The sequence below is a fragment of the Mesorhizobium sp. M2A.F.Ca.ET.042.01.1.1 genome, from assembly GCF_003997405.1.
Taxonomy (GTDB): domain Bacteria; phylum Pseudomonadota; class Alphaproteobacteria; order Rhizobiales; family Rhizobiaceae; genus Mesorhizobium.
In genome coordinates this window covers 1-21,061 of sequence record NZ_RZRX01000100.1, presented here as the reverse complement: position 1 = coordinate 21,061, position 21,061 = coordinate 1, and the positions used below count along the sequence as shown (strand labels likewise).

24 protein-coding genes are annotated in these 21,061 nt (G+C 64.9%); 5 read left to right on the top strand and 19 right to left on the bottom strand.

Translation table 11 applies throughout. From position 1 onward, the window contains the following. The 5 genes from EOA23_RS16990 to EOA23_RS16970 all read right to left on the bottom strand — a co-directional run. Positions 1-849 (bottom strand): DUF4167 domain-containing protein (locus EOA23_RS16990; RefSeq protein ID WP_245474217.1); only part of this gene is annotated, 849 nt, incomplete at its 3' end. Between the two features lie 331 nt (positions 850-1,180). Next, the gene (gene prmC / locus EOA23_RS16985) at positions 1,181-2,059 is read right to left on the bottom strand and encodes a peptide chain release factor N(5)-glutamine methyltransferase (protein ID WP_127304980.1); all 879 of its coding nucleotides are present in this window, start codon (positions 2,057-2,059) and stop codon (positions 1,181-1,183) included. After that, a complete protein-coding gene (gene prfA / locus EOA23_RS16980; protein WP_126064254.1) occupies positions 2,052-3,131 on the bottom strand; it encodes a peptide chain release factor 1 in 1,080 nt (359 codons plus the stop codon). Before prfA ends, prmC begins: the two co-directional genes overlap by 8 nt. A 139-nt stretch (positions 3,132-3,270) precedes the next feature. Next, positions 3,271-5,541: a phosphoenolpyruvate--protein phosphotransferase gene (ptsP, locus tag EOA23_RS16975; RefSeq protein WP_127304979.1), complete on the bottom strand. Its 2,271-nt coding sequence runs from the start codon at positions 5,539-5,541 to the stop codon at positions 3,271-3,273. Between the two features lie 83 nt (positions 5,542-5,624). Further along, complete coding sequence (locus EOA23_RS16970) at positions 5,625-6,878, bottom strand: aspartate kinase (RefSeq protein ID WP_095816942.1); 1,254 nt, start codon at positions 6,876-6,878, stop codon at positions 5,625-5,627. Between the two features lie 215 nt (positions 6,879-7,093). On the opposite strand from EOA23_RS16970, the gene EOA23_RS16965 reads away from it, so the two are divergent. Further along, positions 7,094-7,390, top strand: a complete 297-nt coding sequence (locus EOA23_RS16965; protein WP_127304978.1) for a hypothetical protein — start codon at positions 7,094-7,096, stop codon at positions 7,388-7,390. Positions 7,391-7,419: 29 nt separating this feature from the next. Here EOA23_RS16965 and EOA23_RS16960 read toward each other — a convergent pair whose 3' ends face one another. Together EOA23_RS16960 and EOA23_RS16955 are read right to left on the bottom strand one after the other, a co-directional pair. Next, the gene (locus tag EOA23_RS16960) at positions 7,420-9,657 is read right to left on the bottom strand and encodes a sensor domain-containing diguanylate cyclase (RefSeq protein ID WP_189341628.1); all 2,238 of its coding nucleotides are present in this window, start codon (positions 9,655-9,657) and stop codon (positions 7,420-7,422) included. An 86-nt stretch (positions 9,658-9,743) separates the two neighbouring features. Further along, positions 9,744-10,097 carry a putative glycolipid-binding domain-containing protein gene (locus EOA23_RS16955; RefSeq protein WP_245474216.1) on the bottom strand — a complete coding sequence of 118 codons (354 nt, stop codon included), beginning with the start codon at positions 10,095-10,097 and terminating at the stop codon, positions 9,744-9,746. A gap of 178 nt (positions 10,098-10,275) precedes the next feature. Here EOA23_RS16955 and ubiG point away from each other — a divergent pair, with 178 nt between their 5' ends. Next, the gene (gene ubiG / locus EOA23_RS16950; RefSeq protein WP_127304976.1) at positions 10,276-11,025 is read left to right on the top strand and encodes a bifunctional 2-polyprenyl-6-hydroxyphenol methylase/3-demethylubiquinol 3-O-methyltransferase UbiG; all 750 of its coding nucleotides are present in this window, start codon (positions 10,276-10,278) and stop codon (positions 11,023-11,025) included. A 12-nt stretch (positions 11,026-11,037) separates the two neighbouring features. On the opposite strand, the gene EOA23_RS16945 is transcribed toward ubiG, so the two are convergent. Together EOA23_RS16945 and EOA23_RS16940 are read right to left on the bottom strand one after the other, a co-directional pair. Beyond that, entirely contained in the window at positions 11,038-11,541 is a 504-nt protein-coding gene (locus tag EOA23_RS16945) for a flavin reductase family protein (protein ID WP_127304975.1), read from the bottom strand. A 147-nt stretch (positions 11,542-11,688) separates the two neighbouring features. Next, positions 11,689-12,621, bottom strand: a complete 933-nt coding sequence (locus tag EOA23_RS16940) for a DMT family transporter (RefSeq protein WP_127304974.1) — start codon at positions 12,619-12,621, stop codon at positions 11,689-11,691. 99 nt (positions 12,622-12,720) lie between these two features. On the opposite strand from EOA23_RS16940, the gene EOA23_RS16935 reads away from it, so the two are divergent. Beyond that, positions 12,721-13,215, top strand: a complete 495-nt coding sequence (locus EOA23_RS16935) for a MarR family transcriptional regulator (protein ID WP_126064246.1) — start codon at positions 12,721-12,723, stop codon at positions 13,213-13,215. On the opposite strand, the gene EOA23_RS16930 is transcribed toward EOA23_RS16935, so the two are convergent. The 4 genes from EOA23_RS16930 to EOA23_RS16915 all read right to left on the bottom strand — a co-directional run bounded on the left by EOA23_RS16930 (position 13,212) and on the right by EOA23_RS16915 (position 15,643). Next, on the bottom strand, positions 13,212-13,637 hold the full coding sequence (locus EOA23_RS16930) for a DUF1178 family protein (protein ID WP_042647698.1): 426 nt from the start codon (positions 13,635-13,637) through the stop codon (positions 13,212-13,214). The two genes, EOA23_RS16935 and EOA23_RS16930, sit on opposite strands and share 4 nt — an antisense overlap. Continuing rightward, entirely contained in the window at positions 13,634-14,500 is an 867-nt protein-coding gene (locus EOA23_RS16925) for a carbon-nitrogen hydrolase family protein (RefSeq protein ID WP_127304973.1), read from the bottom strand. The genes EOA23_RS16930 and EOA23_RS16925 overlap by 4 nt, the downstream gene beginning before the upstream one ends. Positions 14,501-14,502: 2 nt before the next feature. Next, complete coding sequence (gene grxC / locus EOA23_RS16920; RefSeq protein WP_126064244.1) at positions 14,503-14,766, bottom strand: glutaredoxin 3; 264 nt, start codon at positions 14,764-14,766, stop codon at positions 14,503-14,505. A gap of 76 nt (positions 14,767-14,842) precedes the next feature. Continuing rightward, positions 14,843-15,643, bottom strand: a complete 801-nt coding sequence (locus tag EOA23_RS16915; protein WP_127304982.1) for a ComF family protein — start codon at positions 15,641-15,643, stop codon at positions 14,843-14,845. Between the two features lie 65 nt (positions 15,644-15,708). Here EOA23_RS16915 and EOA23_RS16910 point away from each other — a divergent pair, with 65 nt between their 5' ends. Next, positions 15,709-16,581 (top strand): methyltransferase domain-containing protein, encoded by an 873-nt coding sequence (locus tag EOA23_RS16910; RefSeq protein ID WP_127304972.1) that lies wholly within the window; start codon positions 15,709-15,711, stop codon positions 16,579-16,581. Between the two features lie 29 nt (positions 16,582-16,610). On the opposite strand, the gene EOA23_RS16905 is transcribed toward EOA23_RS16910, so the two are convergent. The 5 genes from EOA23_RS16905 to argJ all read right to left on the bottom strand — a co-directional run bounded on the left by EOA23_RS16905 (position 16,611) and on the right by argJ (position 19,816). Next, positions 16,611-16,796 carry a Flp family type IVb pilin gene (locus EOA23_RS16905; protein ID WP_126064241.1) on the bottom strand — a complete coding sequence of 62 codons (186 nt, stop codon included), beginning with the start codon at positions 16,794-16,796 and terminating at the stop codon, positions 16,611-16,613. 105 nt (positions 16,797-16,901) lie between these two features. Then, positions 16,902-17,222 carry a hypothetical protein gene (locus EOA23_RS16900; RefSeq protein ID WP_127304971.1) on the bottom strand — a complete coding sequence of 107 codons (321 nt, stop codon included), beginning with the start codon at positions 17,220-17,222 and terminating at the stop codon, positions 16,902-16,904. A 154-nt stretch (positions 17,223-17,376) separates the two neighbouring features. Further along, the gene (locus EOA23_RS16895) at positions 17,377-17,799 is read right to left on the bottom strand and encodes a (deoxy)nucleoside triphosphate pyrophosphohydrolase (RefSeq protein ID WP_126064239.1); all 423 of its coding nucleotides are present in this window, start codon (positions 17,797-17,799) and stop codon (positions 17,377-17,379) included. Then, positions 17,796-18,575 (bottom strand): GNAT family N-acetyltransferase, encoded by a 780-nt coding sequence (locus EOA23_RS16890; protein WP_127304970.1) that lies wholly within the window; start codon positions 18,573-18,575, stop codon positions 17,796-17,798. The genes EOA23_RS16895 and EOA23_RS16890 overlap by 4 nt, the downstream gene beginning before the upstream one ends. Further along, on the bottom strand, positions 18,575-19,816 hold the full coding sequence (gene argJ / locus EOA23_RS16885; protein WP_127304969.1) for a bifunctional glutamate N-acetyltransferase/amino-acid acetyltransferase ArgJ: 1,242 nt from the start codon (positions 19,814-19,816) through the stop codon (positions 18,575-18,577). Before argJ ends, EOA23_RS16890 begins: the two co-directional genes overlap by 1 nt. 187 nt (positions 19,817-20,003) lie before the next feature. Between argJ and EOA23_RS16880 the strand changes: the two genes are divergently transcribed. Continuing rightward, entirely contained in the window at positions 20,004-20,597 is a 594-nt protein-coding gene (locus EOA23_RS16880; RefSeq protein ID WP_127304968.1) for a TetR/AcrR family transcriptional regulator, read from the top strand. A gap of 58 nt (positions 20,598-20,655) precedes the next feature. Here the strand turns inward: EOA23_RS16880 and EOA23_RS16875 are convergent. Next, on the bottom strand, positions 20,656-21,061 hold a 406-nt coding region (locus EOA23_RS16875; protein ID WP_189341627.1), incomplete at its 5' end, for a peptidylprolyl isomerase.

Here is a 21,061-nt window from a genome sequence, read left to right as displayed (position 1 = left end):
TTTCGGGCTCGCGTTCTCTGGCTGGTCGCCCTGCTCGCCATTGCCGGCCTGGTCGGCATAGGTGCCGCGCGGGCGGCGCGGACGTCGCGGCCGGCGACCGCCGCCATTGTCCATGGCGGCTTCGTTGAGCTCGGCCTGTGCGGCGAGCGCTGCCGGCGAGAAACTGTCGAACTGCGGCGCCTGCTCGGCCTGGGTTCCGGCCTCTCCAGCGGCCTCGGGCTGCGCCGGGGTCTCATTGCGCCGGTTCTGGTCGAACTGCTGGCCGCCATGCTCGCCGCGCTGGGCGTTGTCGCCACGCTGACCGTTCTGGCCATACTGGCCGTAGCCGCCGTTGCGGCGGTCGCGATGCCGGTCGCGGCCATTGTTGTCGCGGTTGTCGCGCTGGTTGTTGTCGCGCCGGTTGTTGTCGCGGCCGTTTTCCTGGTTGTAGGCGAGCTCCGCCGGCGTGCCTTCGATCACAGGCTGCGGCCCCGAGCCGTTCGCCGCGGCCGGCGCCTCGGCTCCACCGCCGTTGCTGTTGCCGACAGAATCGAACTCGTCACGATCCTCATCGAGATCGTCGTCGAAGTCGTCGCGGTTTTGCTGGGCGTTCTGGATCGGCATCTGCGCCTGCGCGGCGGCAATGATGCGATTGTAGTGCTCGGCGTGCTGGAGATAGTTCTCCGCCATCACCCTGTCGCCGGAGCTCTGCGCGTCACGGGCGAGTGTGGCGTATTTTTCGGCGATCTGTTGAGCCGATCCGCGGATCTTCACGTCCGGGCCGTTGCTCTCATAGGTGCGGGTCAGGGGATTTGGCCCCTTGCGGTTGTTGTTGTTGCCACCGCCGCCATTGTTGTTGCGACCGCGCATGCGCCTGTTCTGCTGTTGTGGCCTCATTAGACTCTCTTCATAGTGAATTTTCGAAAAACTCTTCACGAACGGAGGCGCTCATGCAGCCAGCCGTTTCGTTTCTTCACCGGCGTTCGCCCGCATCAATTGCGTTGGCGCCACGTGCCATCCTGTTCCGGTTACATCACTTGCCGGACGATTCCCGCACGAAGCTTGGGCGTCGTTTGCGCAAGAAGGCAGCTATTTCCAAGGAAAACCGAATCGCTGGGAGCACTGCCTGCTTCGTCTCATCCGGTTGAGCCGGACCCTAACTGCATTCCCTTATATTGCCAAGCGGTTTTTTCGCGCTGCATCAGGGCTTTCGCCGCTCGAACACCAGAACTCTGTCATTGCCGCCGAGGTCGCGATGTGTCCCGGTTAACACATAGCCCGCTGCCGCGAATATTCCGCTGACCTCGTTTTTCTGCGTGTGGCCGATCTCGACCGCTACTCTGCCTTGCGTTTCCAGAAATCCTGCCGCTTCGGCCGCGATGACCCGGTAGGGGTCCAAACCATCCACACCGCCATCCAAGGCCCGGTGCGGGTCGAAATCGCGGACCTCGTCCTGCAGATTTCCAATCTCTCGACTGGGTATATAGGGAGGGTTCGAGGCAATTACATGGTAGGACCCCGAAACTTTTTCGAACCAGTTGGAATGCAAGGCTTTGAAGCGCCCGCCGAGCCCCAGATCCCGGGCATTTCCGGCCGCAGTCGCCAATGCGTCTGGTGAAATGTCGACGCCCGTCGCGGTGGCAGCCGGAACGGCGTTGACCAGGGCCAGCGCGATGGCGCCGGTGCCGGTGCCGAGATCGAGAATGCGGCATTCGCCGAGCCGTTCGGCAGTTGTCTTGGCGAAAGGCAGAATGGCGTCGACCAGCGTCTCGGTGTCCGGCCGGGGCTCCAGCGTCTCCGGGGAGAGCGACAGTCGCAAGCCGTAGAATTCGCGATAACCGAGGATGCGGTGCGCCGGCTCGCCTGCGACGCGACGCCTCAAGGCCGCTTCGATGGCCGAAAGCGCCGCGGAATCCACCTTTTGCCCTGGTTCGGCAATGGCCCGGGTGCGGGTCGTGCCGGAGAAATGTTCGACGATCAGCCGGGAATCGAGCCCTGGATCGTCAATGCCGGCGGCGGCCAGACGTTCGCGCGCCGCCCTGAGCAGCGGGCCGAGCGCGGCGGGCAGTCGATCAGCCATCGAGGCTCATATCGGCAAGCAGCTTCGACTGATGGTCGGCGATCAGCGCGTCGATGACCTCGTCAAGCTCGCCCATCATCACGCGGTCGAGCTTGTAGAGCGTGAGGTTGATGCGGTGGTCGGTGACGCGTCCTTGCGGGAAGTTGTAGGTGCGGATGCGCTCCGACCGGTCGCCGGACCCGACCTGCGATTTTCGCGACGACGAGCGTTCTTCGTCGGCCCGGCTGCGCTCCAGATCATAGAGCCTCGCCCGCAGGATCTGCATGGCGCGCGCCCGGTTCTGGTGCTGCGACTTCTCCGCCTGCACCACCATGATGCCGGTTGGCAGGTGGGTGATGCGAACCGCCGAGTCGGTGGTGTTCACGTGCTGGCCGCCGGACCCCGAGGCGCGCATCGTGTCGATGCGGATGTCCTCCGGCCGGATATCGATATCGACCTCCTCGGCTTCGGGCAGCACGGCGACCGTCGCCGCCGAGGTATGGATGCGCCCGCCGGCTTCGGTTTCCGGCACGCGCTGGACGCGGTGAACGCCGGATTCGAACTTCAGATGCGCGAACACGCCCTTGCCCGACACCGAGGCGATGATTTCCTTGTAGCCGCCGACCTCGCCGTCGCTTGCCGAAACGACTTCGAACCGCCAGCCGCGCGAGGCGGCGTAGCGCTCATACATGCGGAAGAGATCGCCTGCGAACAGCGCTGCCTCGTCGCCGCCGGTGCCCGCGCGGATTTCGAGGATGGCGTTCCGTTCGTCGGCCGCATCCTTGGGCAGGAGCAGGATTTGGATGTCCTTCTGCAGCGCCTCGATGCGGCTCTCCACCTGAGGCAGGTCCGCCTCGGCCAGGGCCCGCATCTCGGCATCGGTCGCCTTGTCGGCGAGCATCGCCTCGAGATCCGCCTGCTCCTGCTCGGCGGCGCGCAACGACCGGATCTTGCCCACCATCTCCTGGATGTCGGCATATTCGGAAGCCATTTTGACATATTGATCGGCGGCAGGCCCGGCCGCCATCTGCGCTTCGAGCATGTCGAAACGCTTGACGACTTGATCCATGCGGTCGCGAGGCAGGTTGATCATGGTCTTCGAACTTCGATGGAATTCACGTCAGGGCGAGTCGAAAATGGCGAGTTTCGAGAACCGGAGCGGAATGTACATTTAGGTACATGAGCACCGGAAGCGCAGAAAATCGCCATTTGCAGACCGCCCTCACGTGAATCTAGAGCGGAATGGAACGGTCGTCGGCAAAGGCTTGCAGCAGCGCCCGCATCGGCGTTCCCAGAGTGGGCGCCATTAGATTGTCCTTGAAGAAGTCTTTCAGCTCCTGCAGCGGCAGCTCAGTCAGCATCGCCTTGACCGGACCGATCGAGGCCGGCGACATCGAGATCGAGCGGAAGCCGAGGCCGATCAGCGCCATCGCCGAGATAGGCTTGCCGGCAAGCTCGCCGCAGAGCGTCACCGGCGTGTTGTTGCGCACGCCGGCATCGGCAATCGTCTTCAACACCCGCAGGAACGGCGCCGAAAGCGTGTCGAAACGGTCGGCAAGCTGCGTGTTGCCGCGGTCTACCGCCATCATGAACTGGAAGAGGTCGTTAGAGCCGACCGAAACGAAATCCACCGCCTTCATCAATTCGTCGAGCTGGAACAAGAGCGAGGGCACTTCCAGCATCGCGCCGAGCTTGAGGCTGGTGGGCAGGTGATGGGCAAAGCGCGACAGGTGCCGGACCTCACGGTCGATGATCTCGCGCGCCTGCGCGATCTCCGACAGCTCGGTCACCATAGGCAGCATCAGCTTCAGCTCGCGGCCGCCGCTGGCCTTCAGCAGCGCCCGAATCTGCGTTCTGAGCAGGCCGGGACGATCGAGCGTCAGCCGGATCGCGCGCCAGCCGAGCGCCGGGTTTTCCTCCTGGATCGCGCCCTTGAAATAAGGCAGCACCTTGTCGCCACCGATGTCGATGGTGCGGAAGGTGACCGGCTTGCCGCGCGCGGCATCGAGGACGTCACGGTAGAGCCGCTCCTGCGCCTCGGCGCGCGGAAAGGTCGAGGCGACCATGAACTGCAATTCGGTGCGGAACAGGCCGATGCCGGCGGCGCCCGATTCGGTCAGCTGCGGCAGGTCGACGGCAAGACCGGCATTCATCAGGAGATCGACCGGAACCCCGTCCTTAGTCACGGACGGCTTCTTGCGCAGCTCGCGATAGACTTCCTGCCGCCGGGCCCGGAACCGGACTTTTTCTGCGTATGCGGCCTCGAGGTCCGACTGCGGCCGCAGATGGATGGTGCCCTCCTCGCCGTCGACGATGATGGCGTCGCCGTTTTCCGCCATGGAAACAGCGCCCTTCATCTGGCCGGCGACGGGAATTCCCATGGCGCGGGCGACGATGACGACATGGCTGGTCGCGGCGCCATCCTCCAGCACCAGGCCGCGCAGCTTGTCCCTGGGATAGTCGAGCAGTTCGGCCGCGCCCATCGAACGGGCGACGATGATGGCGTCCTTGGGCAGGGAGGCCGCGACATCCTCCGGGCCGCGCCCCATCAACTGGCGCAGCAGCCGGTTGGCAAGGTCGTCGAAATCGCTCATCCGCGCGCGCAGATAAGGGTCTGTCATGTGCAGCATGCGGGCGCGCATGTCGCTCTGCACCTTCTCGACCGCCGCTTCCGCGGTCAGGCCGTTGCGGATCGCCTCTTCCAGCCGGCGCACCCAACCGCTGTCATTGGCGAACATGCGATAGGCCTCGAGCACCTCCCGGTGCTCGCCCTCGAAGGCGACTTCGCGCCGCTCCAGCATGTCGTCGATGGAAAGCCTGAGCGAGCCGAGCGAGGACTGCAGCCGGCGCACCTCCTCCTCGCTGTCCTCGTTGAACAGGTTGGTGACGACGATGCGTGGCTCGTGCAGCACGACATGGCCGAGCCCGACGCCGTCATTGAAGGAGAGGCCGGTGAAGCTCACCGGGCGGCGCAGGTCGAGCTCCAGCCCGGGCCGGGTCAGGCGCGCGAGATCGCCGGTGGCGATCATCTCGGCGATCACCATCGCCGTGGTTTCGAGTGCCTCGACCTCGTCGTCGCGGTAATGGCGCATGGTCTTGTTCTGCACCACCAGCACGCCCAGCGTGCGCCCCGCCCTCAGCACCGGCACGCCGAGGAAGGAATTGTAGATCTCTTCGCCCGTCTCCGGCAGGTAGGCGAAAGCCGGATGCTCCTGCGCGTTGGATAAGTTGAGCGGCCGCGCGCTGGCGGCGATCGTGCCGACCAGGCCCTGCCCCAGCCGCAACTGCGACAGGTGGACAGCGTTCGGGTTCAGACCCTCGGTGGCGTAGAGCTCGAGCACGGAGTCGGCGCGCAGCACATAGAGCGAGCAGACTTCCGCCACCATGTTGGAGGCGATGTCGCGCACGATGCGGTCGAGCCGCTCCTGCGGCTCCAGCGGCTCCTGCATGAGCTCGCGAAGCCGTTTGAGCAGAACGCGCGGGCCACCGGCCGTATCACGCATCGCGGCTTGTTCTCCAATGGGCATTTCGCCCGCTGCAGTTTCTCCTGCGGCCGGCGTTCACGCAACAACTGACTCAGTTCTTGCTATTGCTTATCCAGACCGTAGACGGAATGCAAAGTACGAACTGCAAGTTCCGTATAGGGACCGTCGATCAGTATCGAGATTTTGATCTCGGAAGTGGTGATGGCGCGGATGTTGATCGCCTTGTCGGCCAGGGCCTTGAAGGCGGTGGCGGCGACGCCGGCATGGCTCCTCATGCCGATGCCGATGACCGAGACCTTCGACATGCCGGCTTCCGACTGCACGACATCGTAACCGACTTCGGCTTTCAGCTTCTCCAGCACGGCAAGCGCCTTGTCGACATCGCCGGACGGCACGGTGAAGGTCATGTCGGTGAACTTGCCGTCCTCGGAGATGTTCTGGACGATCATGTCGACATTGATGTTGGCTTCGGCCAGCGGGCCGAAAATGCCGGCGGCGACGCCTGGACGGTCGCCGACGCGGCGCAGCGAAATCTGCGCTTCGTCCTTGGCGTAGGCAATTCCGGTGACGACCTGCTGTTCCACGATCTCTTCCTCGTCGCAAATAAGCGTTCCGGGCGGATTGAGCAAATCCCCCATTCCGGGCGCATCGGGATCGTCGAAGGACGACCGCACGAAGGTACGCACCCTATGTACCATGGCAAGCTCCACCGAGCGCACCTGCAGCACCTTGGCGCCGAGCGAAGCCATTTCGAGCATTTCCTCGAAGGAAATCTTGGCCAGACGCCGGGCTTTCGGCTCGATGCGCGGGTCGGTGGTGTAGACGCCGTCGACATCGGTGTAGATGTCGCAGCGGTCGGCCTTGACCGCCGCTGCGATCGCGACGGCGCTTGTATCGGAGCCGCCGCGGCCGAGGGTGGCGATGCGGTTGTCCGGGCCGATGCCCTGGAAACCGGCGATCACCGCCACCTGGCCCTCGCCGAAGCGCTTGATCAGGAAAGCGCCGTCTATGTCGAGGATGCGCGCCGCGCCATGCGCATTGTCAGTCTTGATCGGAATCTGCCAGCCCTGCCACGAGCGGGCGTGCACCCCCATGCTCTGCAGCGTGATCGCCAACAGGCCGGCGGTGACCTGTTCGCCCGAGGCGACGACCGCGTCATATTCGCGCGCGTCATGCATCGGTGAGGCCTCGCGCGTCCAGGCGACCAGTTCGTTGGTCTTGCCGGCCATCGCCGACACCACGACCGCCACCTCATGGCCGGCATCGACCTCGCGTTTGACATGGCGCGCCACATTGCGGATGCGGGCGATGTCGGCGACCGAGGTTCCGCCGAATTTCATCACGATACGCGCCATGGAAGCGAAATGCCTTTGACTGAAGCCGGCGCACGGCCGGAACCGAAGGGAACGCCAGGGGTTAAGCCAGGCGCGGAAATGCGCGGCCTCCTTAGCCAAAACAACAAGGCTTCGCAAGCGAGCGAGCCTATAGCCGGCCCGACAACGCTCATCCTGACGGATTTCTGTCGTCGATCGTGCCGTAGACTGCCGGAGCCCGCCCTTTGGAGATTCTCATGACCGAGACCTTGGAAATCGTCACCTTCCGCCTCAAGCCCGGCACCGAAGCCGGCTTTGTCGCCAACAATGGGGTCATGACCGACTGGCTCGCCCGGCAGCCGGGCTTTCTTGCCCGCCACCTCGGGAAGCGTGAGGATGGCACCTGGGTGGACGTCGTGCGCTGGCAGAGCCTGGATCAGGCCCAGGCGGCAGCCGACCGCATCATCGCCGAGATCGGCGACAGCGAGGCCGTGCAGGCAATCGAGCCCGCCAGCGTTGTCATGAGCCATGCCGAGATTGCCCTGTCGCGTTGATGCATTTCGCCCGAAGCGGACGCCGCAGCTCAGCCCTCAGCCGCGCTTCTGCCCGGAGCGGGAATATCCCAGTCGGGATCGGTCTTGCGTAGTCCCGCGACAACCCGATCGCGCCCATCTGCCTTTGCCTGGTACAGCGAACGATCGGCAGCGTTGACGATTTCGGCCCATGAGGAGCCGAGTTCGGGGAAGGCGGATACACCGAACGAGGCGGTAATGGTGCCCAATGTGCGCCCGCGATGCGCCAGATGCAGCTGCTTGACCGCCTTTCTCAGAGCCTCGGCGCGCTCGGCGGCATCGACAAGTGAGGTTCCGGGCATCATCACCGCGAACTCTTCGCCGCCATAGCGCGACACCACGTCGCTTTCCCGGGCATGGTCGAGCAGCGTGCTGGCCACCTGCTTGAGCACGAGATCGCCGGCCTCGTGACCGAATGTGTCGTTGAACTGTTTGAAATGGTCGACGTCGAGCATGATCACCGCCATCGGCTGCCCCGAGCGTTCCAGGCGCCGCAGTTCGCGGCTGCTCGTTTCCTCGAGATAGCGGCGGTTGTAGAGGCCGGTGTTGGGATCACGGATCGACTGCTGCCGCAGCGTCTCGCGCAGCCGTAAATTGGCCAGCGCCAGCGCCAGCGTGTCGACGACACCGCGCAACACCTGTTGCCGCTGGGAGACCCAATCCGGCCTATCGGCGGCATTGGGCTCGCAGAGATGCACGATGCCAAGCGTTTCGCCCTGCGCCGCCAGCGGCACGCAGAGATAGCCGCGCCCGCCGTTCTCGCTGATGTGGTTGCAACGCGGCGTCAGCATGCCCGGCCCGGCGGCATGCTCCTGGCCGCGGCGCAGGGCCCAGCAGTCTTCAGGCGCGAATTGCCCCACGCTGGAGCGGATTTCCCCCCAATGCGCCATCTCCTCGACTAGATTGCGCGAGGCGCTGGTCAGGTGGACGCTTCCGCTCAAGCCGCCGAAAAAGTCCGGCATCGCCGAACCAACCACCGAAAACGCCTCCTGAAAGGTGACGCAGGCCTGGAGCAGTTCACCGAGCTTGACCAGGCGGTTGGTGGCTTCCGAGGTTTGTTTCAGTTCCCGGTTCAGCACCGCCAGTTCCTCGGCACGGTCATTGACCGCCCGCTCGGCGCTGCGCAGTTCGCTGATATCGCTGAGCGTCAGCACGATGCCGCCGTCGGCCCGGTTGAGCGGATTGCAGCTGGCGATCACCGGCAGTTGCGAGCCGTCGGGCCTTACCAGCCGCACCTCGCCTTGATGCCGCCGGCCGGTGGCAAGGGTCAGTTCGACCGGAGAGGTTCCGGGCGCAAGCTTGTCGCCGGAAGCACTTCGCATATCCAGGATCGAGTGCCACTCCTGCCCCTCGATTCTGCTGGCGTGCCGTCCGGCGAGGTCGGCCGCGGCCGGGTTGACCGATACGACCCACCCTTCGCCATCGATGACGGCGATGCCTTCGGCGACGGTGCGCACGATATCCTCGATATAGGCCTTCTGGTCGATGAGTTGCAGCCGCGAGGATTCCAGCTCCGACGCCATGCTGTCGAAGCCTTGCGCCAACTGTCCGAACTCATCCCTGGACACGAGTCCGATACGGGCTCCGGCATCGCCACGCGCCAGCGCTTCGATGCCGCGATTGAGGTAGGCAAGACCAGAGCCCAAACGGCTGAGCAACAGGAAGGCGGAGAGCGCGGCAACCAGCATGGCGGCCACGGTGGAAAGGCCGACCAGCCAGAGCATCGTATTGGTGCGGTCCTGGGCGGCCTGCAGCAGGGGCGTGTATTCGTACAGCACGGCGCCAACGATCTCGCCGGGAGCGCCCTCGACCGGCACAACAACCAGGTTGATCGCTTCGGACACGTCGGCGCTGTCTTCGACGAAGCCGCGCGGCTCGCCATCGTCGAGCGTGCGGCCGACTTCGTTGCCGCGATCATGCTCGAACACCGTTCCGACATTCCGTTCCTCACCGGGAATATCGGCCAGGATGATCTTGCCGCGATCGACGACGACGAGATCGCGTTTCGACCGGCTGTGCTGCGATGTCACGAACTCGCGCAGCGCGCCGGGTCTCTCGAACACAGGCCGTGGCGCATCGGCAGCCTTGAAGGCTATGGCCTCGGCCAGTTGCCGCCCCGCACTTATTGCTTCGGCCAGTGCGTCGGACCTGGTCAGGGACATCTGCGAAAATATCGCGATAGCTCCCACCACGCCGATTAGGGCCGCAGCGCTCAGCAGCGTGGCAATGATCTGGGTCTTGATGCGCATCAAGCCCTCTCTCGACACACGGCCGGCAATGTACATGCCAAAGGCCGATCACGTCCTTGGAAATCGTCAACCCAGTAAATTTGATGTTAAAGGCTGCCGAATCCGGCTCGTATCAGCCTGGGCGCCACACTTGTCCACAAGCCGGGACAATCGAAAACCAGATCGATCGGCGAGACATCCAGCACGGCCTCGTAGCCGAACATGGGCGCGGTGTAGGCGTAGCGGTTTTCGTCGAGCCGACGATAGGTCTGATCCAGGCGCACAAACTCGAGCTGGGGAAAAGCCAGATAGGCGGCTGGCGCGGGCGTCGTCTTGCCGGGACCAGGATCGAGGCGCCGTATTGAAGATTGGTGGCGGGTGTGAAACCGAGGTCGATGTCGACAAGGCCGGCTGCCTCTACGGAACGCCGGGCCGTGCCGCGGTGTTGCCGGCGCGCGCATTGGCGGCATCAGAAAAACCCTGCCTTGACTTTTTGCGCCAAGGACCCGACTTCCTAACGCTCTGCAGCGCCGCGCGTCCTCTCAGACGCGCAAAGGACGCTGTAGCAGTTTGACTTTGCGCATGATTCTTTTCCGAAAATCGATTCCGATTTTCGGGGCCATGCGCTGGAGACCGCCTATGCCAGAGCCCCGCCGATCGACCATCGATGCCGGAGAAGTCGAACGCTTTTCCGCCCTTGCCGCCGAATGGTGGAACCCTAACGGCAAGTTCCGTCCGCTGCACAAGTTCAATCCGGTTCGGCTTGCCTATATCCGCGACCAGGTGGCGGCGCGTTTCGGCCGCGATCCGCGCGCGGCCCGGCCCTTCGAGGGCCTGCGCTTCCTGGACATCGGCTGCGGCGGCGGCTTGCTGTGCGAGCCGATGGCCCGGCTTGGCGCCGAAGTGGTCGGCGCCGACGCGTCCGCCACCAACATCGAAGTGGCCAAGCTGCATGCGGCGGAGGTCGGCGTCAGCATCGATTATCGGGCCACGACGGCCGAGGAACTGGCCGATGCCGGCGAGACCTTCGATGTCATCCTCAACATGGAAGTGGTCGAGCATGTCGCCGATGTCGATCTGTTCGTCGCCAAATGCGGCCAGATGGTCCGCCCGGGCGGCATCATGTTCGTCGCCACGATCAACCGCACGCTGAAGGCGCTCGGGCTCGCCATCATCGGCGCCGAATATGTGCTGCGCTGGCTGCCGCGCGGCACGCATCAGTTCGGCAAGCTGGTGCGGCCGGACGAATTGGAAAAGGCGCTGGGCGCCGCAGGCCTCACGGTGATCGACCGCACCGGTGTCATGTACCACCCGCTGGCCGACCGCTGGCAACGCTCGAAGGACATGGACGTCAACTACATGGTGCTGGCCGAAAAAGCCTCGGTGTGATCGCGTCAGACCTCAGGCTTCCAACGGCCGATAGCCGCCCCGCCAGTAGATCAGTGCCTGCCCAGCGTCCTGGGTTCTGACAGCTTCGACCGAACCGATGACGATCGAATGCGCGCCGCGGTCGATCATCTCGTCGAGGCTGCAGTCGAACGCGGCCACCGCATCGGTGAGCAACGATGCGCCGGTCTTCAGCGTCGTCCATTCGGCGCCTTCATAACGGTCCTTGCCCCTGATGCCGCCGAAGCCGGAGAAGCGCTCGGCCACCCGCTGGTGCTGAGGGCCGAGCGAGTTGACGCCGAAATGCCGGTGGCGCTCGATGATCGGCCAGGTCGACGAGGAGCGGTTGACGCAGGCGATCACCTTCGGCGGTTCCGCCGACACCGACACCACCGAGATGACGACGAGGCCGGTGCGGTCGTCGCCGACGCCGGCCGTGATGACGCTGACATTGCCGACGATGAGCCGCATGGCGGCGCGGAAATCCGCGACGCTGACCGGACCTTCCGCGTTGGCCATGGCTTTCTCCTTTTTCGCCGAAAGCAATCTCACGAAAGATGCGTAGTCGTTCTCTGTCTGGAACAGCGTCAAGGCGAACTTAAAGCATGTCTCCCGAAAATGGGAACCGGTTTTCGGGATAAGGACGTGCGCCGCGAGCAAAGAGGATTAGCTGCGGGACGACGCTGGCTCGATGCGAACCGGCGCCGGCGCACCAGCCTGGTTTTGCGCCTTGGTGGTGATGAACACGCCAGCGGTGATGATGGCCGCACCCAGCCAGGTCAAAGACTGGTAGTGCTCGCCGAGGAGGATCGTCCCGGCGAACAAGCCGACGGCCGCCGCCACATAGCCGATCTGGCTGAGATAGACCGGGCCGCCGACGGCCTGCAGGCGGAAGAAGAAGACGAACATTGCCGAGGCCGAGGCGACCTGCCCGACGATCACCAGCGGCACGCTGGCGAGCGATGCGAAGGCCTGCCAGCCCAAAAGCGTCAGTATGCCGATGAGGAGCAGCGTGGCTGAGGCCAGGTGGCTGCCGACGGCGAGCTCGATCGGGCCGGTGCCTTCCGGCCAGTCGACGGTACGGTAGATGTTGCCGGCGGCAAGACTGACCGGAATGAGCAGACCGATCGCCACCCAGAAATAGTCCGCCGCCTGGCCGGCCTCGCCGCGCGTCAGCGCGACCATCACCGCGCCGACGAAGCCGACGGCGATGCCGATGACGCCGAGCAGGTTCGGACGCCTGACGCCGAGCAGGATCGAGAACACCAGCGTGATCACCGGCGACAGCGTGAACATGATGCCGGTGTAGCCGGCGCCGAGATGCGGGATGGCGGAAAACATCAAAAGATTGGGGATGGCATAGGAAATCGCCGCGGTGACGAAGAAATAGCGCAGCTTGTGCGGCGTCAGCCGGATGCGCTCGCCGCGCAGCAGAAGCGCAAGCAACAGCACGCCGCCGGCGCCGAACGAGATAATGAAAGCCCAGACCATGGCCGGCGCGCCGGCGGCGGTGGCGAGCTTGCCGAAGGGCAGCGTCATGCCGAGCAGGCCGCCGGTCACGACCAGAAGGCCGATCGCCGAATCCCAGAGAAATTTCATCGGGCTGTCCTGTCGCTGCGTGACCGCTTGGCGGCCGGTTCTTCATGCGATAAGATAGCGTAAAGATTCTTTACGTCAAGATACTTTGCGGTGAGCGATATGGATCGGGCGGGCAGGGCTATGGAACAGTGGCGGCGAGAGCGGCCGGATCTCGACGTGTCGCCGATGGGAGTGATCGGACGGCTGAACGAGGCCTCGGCGCTGATCGCGCGCGATCGACTCGCGCCGGTCTTCGCCCGGTTCGGATTGCAGGCCGGCGAGTTCGACGTGCTGGCGACGTTGCGGCGGTCGGGCTCACCCTATGCGCTGACGCCGACCGAGCTCTATGAGGCGACGATGGTGACGTCAGGCGCCATGACCGCCCGCCTCGATCGCCTGGAAAAGGCCGGTCTGATCCAACGCGCGCCGCACCCGAGCGATCGGCGCGGCGTTGTCGTGCAGCTCACCGCGAAAGGCCGGGAGCTGACCGACACCGCACTCGCCGCTCATGTCGCCAACGAGCACGAAATGCTCGCCGGCCTGACGCGCGAGGACCGGGAAATGCTGGCGAAACTGCTGCAAAAACTGATCGGAAGTTTGAGTTCGCCGTCCTAATTCCGGTCGTCCGGAAAGCTGGGTATCGGCATGAACTCGACGCCGTCCTCGATCAGGCTTTGCGCCTCTTCCGGCGTCGCCTCGCCGTAGATGCCGCGCGGATCGGTCTCGCCGAAGTGGATCTTGCGCGCTTCCTCGGCGAACTTGTCGCCGACATAGTCGGCATTCTCGCGCACCTTCTCGGCCAGCGCCTTCAACTGCGCCAGCGCCTGCTTCTGCGCCTCGCCCATCGCTAGAGCGACCTTCTCCTGCCTGCGCGAGGTCGAAACGGCCGGCGCCATCAGCGCCTTCTCTATCTTGTGCGAACCGCAACTCGGGCAATCGACGAAGCCGCGCTTCTTCTGGGTGTCGAAGTCGTCATTGCTGCGAAACCAGGCTTCGAATTCGTGCTCGTGCTCGCAGATCAGGGAAAAGCGGATCAAGAGGCAGCACCCCTGAGACGTGGCGCTTCGCCTGCGCCGGCATTGACGGTGAAGTCGCGTGCGTTCTTCAGGTTGGGAATCTTGCGGCGCGCCGCAAGCGACTGCGCCGGATCGATCTCGGCGACAATCACGCCCGGCTCGTTATGCGCGGCCTCGGCGATGACGCGCCCCCACGGATCGACGATCAGCGAATGGCCATAGGTCTCGCGGCCGTCCTCATGCAGGCCGCCCTGCGCTGCGGCGACGATATAGGCGCCGTTCTCGATGGCGCGGGCGCGCAAAAGCACATGCCAATGCGCCTCGCCGGTCTGGCGCGTGAAGGCGGCGGGCACCGTCAGCACCTCGGCCCCGGCCATAGCCTCGGCGCGGAACAGCTGCGGGAAGCGCAGGTCGTAGCAGACGGCAAAGCCCAGCTTCGTTCCATTGATGTCGGCAACGACCGCTTCCGTTCCCGGTTCGTAGGATGCGGATTCGCGCCAGCTCTCGCCATTGTCGAGGTCGACATCGAACATGTGGATCTTGTCGTAGCCGGCAGTCAACGTGCCGTCGGGTGAAAACAGGAAGGCGCGGTTGGCGAGCTTGCCGTCGGCGCGACGGATCGCCGTCGAGCCGATATGCAGGTGGATGCCGAGCTCCTTAGCCAGCCTGCGCGCGGTAGCGACGACAATGTCCTTATCCTCGGTGATGAAGGCGGCCGCGCCGGCTTCCTTGTCGCGCACCAGCGCACCCGTCATTTCCGGTGTCTGGACATAGGTGGCGCCCTGGCCGGCGGCCTGGCGGACCAGGATTTCCATGTCGGCGGCGTTGCGTTCGGGGCTCGTGCCCGAACGCATCTGCACGGCGGCGGCCTTGAAAACACCCATGATCATCTCCCGTTGGCGAGCATCACATCCAGCCGGCCCTGCGACTCCAAGTCATGGAGATCGTCGCAGCCGCCGACATGCGTGTCGCCGATGAAAATCTGCGGAAAGGTGGTTCGCCCATGCGCCTTGGAAATCATTTCCTGGCGCAGTTCCGGCGAGAACGAGGCATCGTGCTCGGTATAGCTCACGCCCTTGCGGTCGAGCAGCCGCTTGGCGGCGCTGCAGTAGCCGCACATCATCCTTGTATAGATCGTCACATCGACCATCGATCACAATCCTGCCAATGCATGTCGCCAAATGGTTGTATTGACGCGACCTGCACCAAAAACAACGTTTGAGTTTCTATATAGTCGCGGACTCATCCGCCCGAAAGTCCCCCGGCAGGACTCGGGCGAACGTCAGCACGTCGACCGCCCCGGCGCCGCCCCGCTTCAGCGCCTTGGCGACCGCCCTCACCGTGGCGCCGGTGGTGTAGACATCGTCGACGACCAGCACCCGGCGGCCCGCGATTTCGATCTCGGCGTCGGGCGCCACGCGAAAGGCGGCGCGCACATTCTCCTCGCGCTCATGCCGTTCGAGCCCGACCTGCTGGCGCGTCAGCTTCACGCGTTTGATCGCGGATGGCGAGAATGGCAGCCCGCTGAGCTTTGCAACGGCGCGTCCAAGCTCCGCAGACTGGTTGAACTGGCGCCGGAAGAAGCGCCGCCAGTGCAACGGAACCGGCACGACCAGGTCGGCCTCGGCAATCAGCTCCGCGCCGGCGCGGACCATCCAGTTCGCCATCCAAGGCGCCAGATCGGTCCGGTCCTGGTATTTCAGCCCCTGGACCATCTGCCGGGCGACACCCGAATAGATGACGGCGGCCCGCGCCCGCTCGAAGGGCGGCGGATCGGCGATCGCTTCCGCCGAAAGAAACCCCTCGCCCATGTCGTGGGTGAAGGGCGTTCCCATCACCGGGCACCAGGGCTTTTCCAGCAGCCTGAGCTTCGGCCAGCAGGCGCCGCACAAGACGCCAGGCTGCGACACATGGCGACGGCAGCCGGCGCAAACCGGCGGAAACAACAGACGCGCCGGCCAGGCCAGTGCCTGCCGCGTCATATCCTGAACCGCGCTGGTCTTGATCTTGTGCACCGGATCGGCCACGTGAAAGGAAACCCCTCGCCACATTAACACCACTCCGGCGGGCGCGGACAACAGGAAGCTTTTGATTGCAGCCTTTGATCGACACTGAGCTCTGGCTCGCGCACAAGCGCCGGGCCCTCGCCCGCCCTGTCGAGGGTGCCGATTTCCTGATGCGGCGAGCGGCCGAAGACCTTGCCGATCGGCTGGATGCCGTCGAGCGCCGCTTCGGCAAGGCGGCCGCGCTGTTCTGCCAAACGTCGGCGGCGGCCGACGTGCTCGCCGCCAGCGGCAAGGTCGGCGAGATCGTGCGCGTCGAGATGGACGAAGCGCTTCTGGCCGGCGGCCCGGGCCTGGTGGCGCAGCCGGAAACCGTGCCGTTCGAGGACGGCAGCCTCGATCTTGTCGTCTCCCTGCTCTCGCTGCACGCGATGAACGACATTCCCGGCGTGCTGGCGCAAATCCGCCGGGCGCTGAAACCGGACGGGCTGTTCCTTGGCGCTCTCGCCGGCGCGGGTACGCTCGCCGAGTTGCGCGAAAGCATGCTGACGGCCGAGACGGAGCTTTACGGCGGCGCGAGCCCGCGCACCCTTCCCTTCACCGACGTGCGCGATGCGGGCGGGCTGTTGCAGCGCGCCGGCCTGGCATTGCCTGTCGCCGATGTCGAAGCGGTCGCCGTGCGCTACGATACGCTGTTCGATCTCGCCGCCGACCTGCGCGCCATGGGCGAGACCAGCCCGCTCATCGACCGCAGCCGGCGACCCGGCAGCAGGCGTTTGTTTGCCCGCGCGGCCGAAATCTATGCCGAACGGTTCTCAGACCCGGACGGCCGCATCCGCGCAAGCTTTTCGGTTGTCTGGATGTCCGGCTGGGCGCCGGACGCCTCGCAGCAAAAGCCGCTCAAGCCTGGATCAGCCAAGGTATCGCTGAAGGCGATCCTGGAGAATCCGCCGAAGGGCTGACTGCGTCTCTGATTGCCCGATCGGTTTCGTCAGTGGGAGAAGGCCTGGACCAGCCTGCTGTTGTTGTCGCTGAACAGCCATTGGAGCGCATCCGCTGCCCTGCCTACGCCGCCGATGATGGTAAGCGACAGCACGGTAACGATCAGGCCATATTCGATGGCCGTGGCGCCGGTCTCATCCCTTACGAATTGCTGCAGCAGGTTTTTCATGGCCATCCATCCCTTATGCAGAAATTCTAGTCGCCTACCCGTTAAGAAAGGTTAACGGCGAAAGCTTAACGGCGAGTGAAATGCCGGTGTCTCAAAAAATCATTAACCACGTCAGCACTCGCCGCTGCGGCTGCCGTCATTGCGGATGACGCAGATTGAACTGGGCATCGGCTGCAGCACACTGCGGCGCACCGTGTATGTATTGGTGCGATGGCCGATCGACCCGGTCGCTGTCATGTCGAGGCCGACAGGCAAGCCGTCGCGGGTGCCCTGCGATCGCGTCTGGCTGTCCAGGAAAGGCGTTGCGATCAGCGCCAGCGCCACGGCGGCCGAGCCGAAGAGAAGCGTTACTCGCAGGATGCCCATGCCGGCATCCGCGGCGCGGAAGCCTCGGTCAGGCCGGATCGAGTCCCACTCTCTTTCAAGCCTCATGCCGTTGTTCCCGGTCATCAACGATGTTGCCGCGCGAAACGGCCTCCCGCAATTTTTCACGTCGAGATAAATCTTCCATTAACGCTGGCTAAAGCAGCTCCGGAAAACGACACTTTCGGCAAACGGTGAACGGCCGCGAAGACAGGTCGCGAAATTACAGCAGATCGATCAGGAACTGGATCAGCGGCGCGTCGGCCGGCGGCATCGGATAGTCGCGCATCTGCCGCGGCCTGACCCATTTCAGCCCCTGCCCTTCCCTGGGCTGCGCGATCCCGCGAAAGCGGCGGCAGACATAAAGCGGCATCAGCAGATGGAAATCGTCATAGGAATGGCTGGCGAAGGTGAGCGGCGCCAGGCACGGAATCTCCGTCTCGATGCCGAGTTCCTCATGCAGCTCGCGAACCAGGCACTCCTCAGGCGTCTCGCCGGGCTCGACCTTGCCGCCAGGAAACTCCCATAGGCCGGCAAGCTGCTTGCCCTCCGGGCGCTGCGCCAGGAGCACGCGTCGGTCGGCATCGACCAGCGCGCAGGCGGCGACCAGCAGCAGGCGCTTTCCGGCTGGCTTCACCTCGCTCATGCGCCCGGCGGCCGTCGATAGTGGTAGCGGTAGACTTCCTCGAAGCCGAGCGACCGGTAGAGCGAGAGCGCCGGTAGATTGCCGGCCTCGACCTGCAGCCAGGCTTCGTGCGCGCCGCGCAGCCGCGCCCATTTCAGCGCCGACAGGATGAGATTGCGGCCATGGCCCTGTTTGCGCGCCGATTTTTCGGTGGCGACCTCGAACAGGCCGGCGAGGTCGCCATCATGGACGCAGATCAGCGTCGCCAGCGGCTCATTGCCGTCCTCCAGCGCGAACAGCCCAGCTTCGGGCTGAATGGCGCCGATGACCTCCGACAGGCCGGGCCGCAGCGAGGCGTCCGAGCCGCTGGTCCTCAGGGACGCGCCGATGAAGCGGCTGATGTCCTTGAGCGGTATCTGGTCCATGGCCGCGCCGAGCTCGAGGTCCTTGAGCGGCAGCCGCATCACTATGGATTCGTCGAACTTGTTCCAGCCGGCCTTGTCGAGATGGGTGGACAGCACCTGTCCCGACAGCGGCGACATGCGAAAGGTCAGCGGCCTGCCATAGGCATCGAAGCGGCGCGCGGCGCGGCCAATGCGCTCCTCGATGGCGTGCGTGTCGCCCGGATCGAGCGGATTGACCGAGTTCAGGCGCTTGGCCGGATGCCCGGCGGTCAGCCGCACCACCCAGGTCCCGTCATAATGGACGGCCGCCGCCGGCCAGGCGCGAAAGCCCGCCGCCTCGTAGCGGCGCACGACCGCCAGCGCGCTTGCCGGATGCCTGGACACCGGCGCCATCAGCTCCGGTAGTCGCCGTTGATGGCGACATATTCCTTGGTGAGGTCGCAGGTCCACACCGTCGCCTTGCCGCGGCCGATGCCGATATCGGCGCGGATGCGGATGTCGTCGCGCTTCATGTAGGCAGACGTCGCTTCCTCCGAATAGGCCGGATCGCGCTCGCCTTCATGCGCGAGGCGATTGTCACCGAACCAGATCGAGAGCCGGTCGCGGTCGGCCGGCTCGCCGGCCTTGCCGACGGCCATGACGACGCGGCCCCAATTGGCGTCCTCGCCGGCGACGGCCGTCTTGACCAGCGGCGAATTGGCGATCGAAAGCGCGATGCGCTTGGCCGAACGCGCCGACTTGGCGCCGGTGACGGTGACCTCGACCTGCTTGCGCGCGCCCTCGCCGTCGCGCACCACTTGCAGCGCCAGCGACTTCAGCACCTTGCCGAGCGCCCGACGGAACGCGCCGAGCCGCGCATCCTTCGGGTCACTGATCGCCGGCGCGCCGCGGGCGGCCGCCTTGCCGGTGGCGAAGATGAGCAGAGTGTCGCTGGTCGAGGTGTCGCTGTCGACGGTCACCGCGTTGAAGGTCGTGGCCGTGCCGCGCGACAGCAGGTCCTGCAGCACGGGCGCCGCGATCGGCGCGTCGGTGGCGATGAAGGAAAGCATCGTCGCCATGTCGGGCGCGATCATGCCGGCGCCCTTGGCGATGCCGTTGATCGTCACGTCGGCGTCGCCGAGCTTGACCGTCGCCGTCGCCACCTTCGGATAGGTGTCGGTGGTCATGATGGCCTTTGCCGCCTCGGTCCACAGGTCCGGCTTGCCGTCCTTGACCAGGCCGGCGAGCAGGTGGCTGAACTTGGTGGTGTCGAGCGGCTCGCCGATGACGCCGGTCGAGGCCAGGAACACCTCGGTCTCGGAACAGCCGGCGGCCTTCGCCGCCGCCTCGCCAGTCAGCGCGGTCGAGACCTTGCCCTTCTTGCCGGTGAAGGCGTTGGCATTGCCGGAATTGACCACCAGCACGCGCGCCTTGCCGGCAGGCAGGTTCTGGCGGCAGAAGTCGACCGGCGCCGAAGGGCATTTCGACCTGGTGAACACGCCCGCGACAGCCGTGCCCGGATCGAAGACCATGGCCAGCAGATCGGTTCTATTCCGGTATTTGATGCCCGCTTCGGCGGTCGCGATGCGCACACCCTCGATGACCGGCATCTTGGGATATTTCTTCGGTGCGAGCGGCGAGATCGTAGCGGACATCGGAACCCCGGAACGGCAATGAAGCGAAAGGAAGGCCGGTTTGCCCGATAGCGCGTCCCGGCGCAAGGGCGTTCTGGCCACGCCTGATTGCCGCGGCTGAAGGGCTCGCGGTCTGAAACGTGTCGTTTCGTTTCGCCCGCGATGCCAATATGATCGGCGCTAGATTCACCGGCTAAGGAAGACTGGAATGGGCGAAGCCGCCGCTCGCGGGCGCAAGTCGATCGGCGCAAAACGCAATCCCGAGAGCGCCGATGCCATCATTGAGGCGGCCGAGGCCGTGTTGCGCGAGGCGGGCTATGCCGGCTTCTCGATCGAGGCCGTCGCGCGGCGGGCGCGGGCGGGAAAGCCGACCATCTATCGCTGGTGGCCGAGCAAGGCGGCGCTGCTGATCGAGATCTACCAGAGGCAGAAGCATGTCGAGACACCCGACACCGGAAACGTCGAGGACGACCTGGCCGGCTTTCTCGAAAATCTCTTCGCCCATTGGCGCGACACCCCGTCGGGCAACATCTACCGCTCGCTGATCGCGGAGGCACAGTCGGACGAGGCAGCCGCGACCGTGCTTGCCGAGTATTCGAGGGAACGCCGCAGCCATACCGGCCGGATCATCGAGCGCGCCAAGGCGCGGGGCGAGGTGGCGGCCGATGTCGATGCCGGGATCGTCGCCGATCTGATCGCTTCCTACGCATGGCGGCATCTGCTGACCGGACGGCTCGACGAGGACGACGCGGCGATCCGCGCCGCCGTCGGCTACATCACGCGGGGGATACTGACCGCCTGAGCCAAAAGCAAAAGGGCGCCGGTTGGCGCCCTTTCAGGATAACCAGGCCGACAGCGGATTACTTGCCCGCTTCCAGCGTGTCGACGTCCTTCTTGAGCTTCTCGTCCGGGATCTCGACCTTGGCGGCGGCGCGCAGGTCCTTCACCATGGCGAAATACTTGTCGCGGATTACTGCCTGCTTGGCCTGATCCTTGACGTCGTCGAAAGCCGGCGGCTGCTTGGCGCGCTTGTCCTCGAGCTTGATGACGTGCCAGCCGAACTGCGTCTGCACCGGCTCCTTGGTGTACTTGCCGACGTCGAGCGCGAAGGCCGCCTTGTCGAATTCCGGCACCATCTGGCCCGGTCCGAACCAGCCGAGATCGCCGCCACTGGTCTTGCCCGAGGGGTCGTTGGTGTGTTCGTTGGCGAGCTTCTGGAAGTCGGCGCCGCCGTCGAGCTGCTTGATGATCGCCTCGGCCTCTTCC

Excerpts from the sequence above, each read along its gene's own strand:
- EOA23_RS16890 (WP_127304970.1), bottom strand. The coding sequence starts at position 18,575 with ATGGCGCCGGTGTCCAGGCATCCGGCAAGCGCGCTGGCGGTCGTGCGC.
- ubiG (WP_127304976.1), top strand. The coding sequence starts at position 10,276 with ATGCCAGAGCCCCGCCGATCGACCATCGATGCCGGAGAAGTCGAACGC.
- EOA23_RS16960 (WP_189341628.1), bottom strand. The coding sequence starts at position 9,657 with ATGCGCATCAAGACCCAGATCATTGCCACGCTGCTGAGCGCTGCGGCC.
- EOA23_RS16880 (WP_127304968.1), top strand. The coding sequence starts at position 20,004 with ATGGGCGAAGCCGCCGCTCGCGGGCGCAAGTCGATCGGCGCAAAACGC.
- EOA23_RS16940 (WP_127304974.1), bottom strand. The coding sequence starts at position 12,621 with ATGAAATTTCTCTGGGATTCGGCGATCGGCCTTCTGGTCGTGACCGGC.
- argJ (WP_127304969.1), bottom strand. The coding sequence starts at position 19,816 with ATGTCCGCTACGATCTCGCCGCTCGCACCGAAGAAATATCCCAAGATG.
- EOA23_RS16955 (WP_245474216.1), bottom strand. The coding sequence starts at position 10,097 with ATGCGCGCGCCGGCAACACCGCGGCACGGCCCGGCGTTCCGTAGAGGC.
- EOA23_RS16905 (WP_126064241.1), bottom strand. The coding sequence starts at position 16,796 with ATGGCCATGAAAAACCTGCTGCAGCAATTCGTAAGGGATGAGACCGGC.
- EOA23_RS16945 (WP_127304975.1), bottom strand. The coding sequence starts at position 11,541 with ATGGCCAACGCGGAAGGTCCGGTCAGCGTCGCGGATTTCCGCGCCGCC.
- prfA (WP_126064254.1), bottom strand. The coding sequence starts at position 3,131 with ATGATCAACCTGCCTCGCGACCGCATGGATCAAGTCGTCAAGCGTTTC.
- EOA23_RS16895 (WP_126064239.1), bottom strand. The coding sequence starts at position 17,799 with ATGAGCGAGGTGAAGCCAGCCGGAAAGCGCCTGCTGCTGGTCGCCGCC.
- EOA23_RS16900 (WP_127304971.1), bottom strand. The coding sequence starts at position 17,222 with ATGAGGCTTGAAAGAGAGTGGGACTCGATCCGGCCTGACCGAGGCTTC.
- EOA23_RS16935 (WP_126064246.1), top strand. The coding sequence starts at position 12,721 with ATGGATCGGGCGGGCAGGGCTATGGAACAGTGGCGGCGAGAGCGGCCG.
- EOA23_RS16965 (WP_127304978.1), top strand. The coding sequence starts at position 7,094 with ATGACCGAGACCTTGGAAATCGTCACCTTCCGCCTCAAGCCCGGCACC.
- grxC (WP_126064244.1), bottom strand. The coding sequence starts at position 14,766 with ATGGTCGATGTGACGATCTATACAAGGATGATGTGCGGCTACTGCAGC.
- EOA23_RS16925 (WP_127304973.1), bottom strand. The coding sequence starts at position 14,500 with ATGGGTGTTTTCAAGGCCGCCGCCGTGCAGATGCGTTCGGGCACGAGC.
- prmC (WP_127304980.1), bottom strand. The coding sequence starts at position 2,059 with ATGGCTGATCGACTGCCCGCCGCGCTCGGCCCGCTGCTCAGGGCGGCG.
- EOA23_RS16970 (WP_095816942.1), bottom strand. The coding sequence starts at position 6,878 with ATGGCGCGTATCGTGATGAAATTCGGCGGAACCTCGGTCGCCGACATC.
- ptsP (WP_127304979.1), bottom strand. The coding sequence starts at position 5,541 with ATGCGTGATACGGCCGGTGGCCCGCGCGTTCTGCTCAAACGGCTTCGC.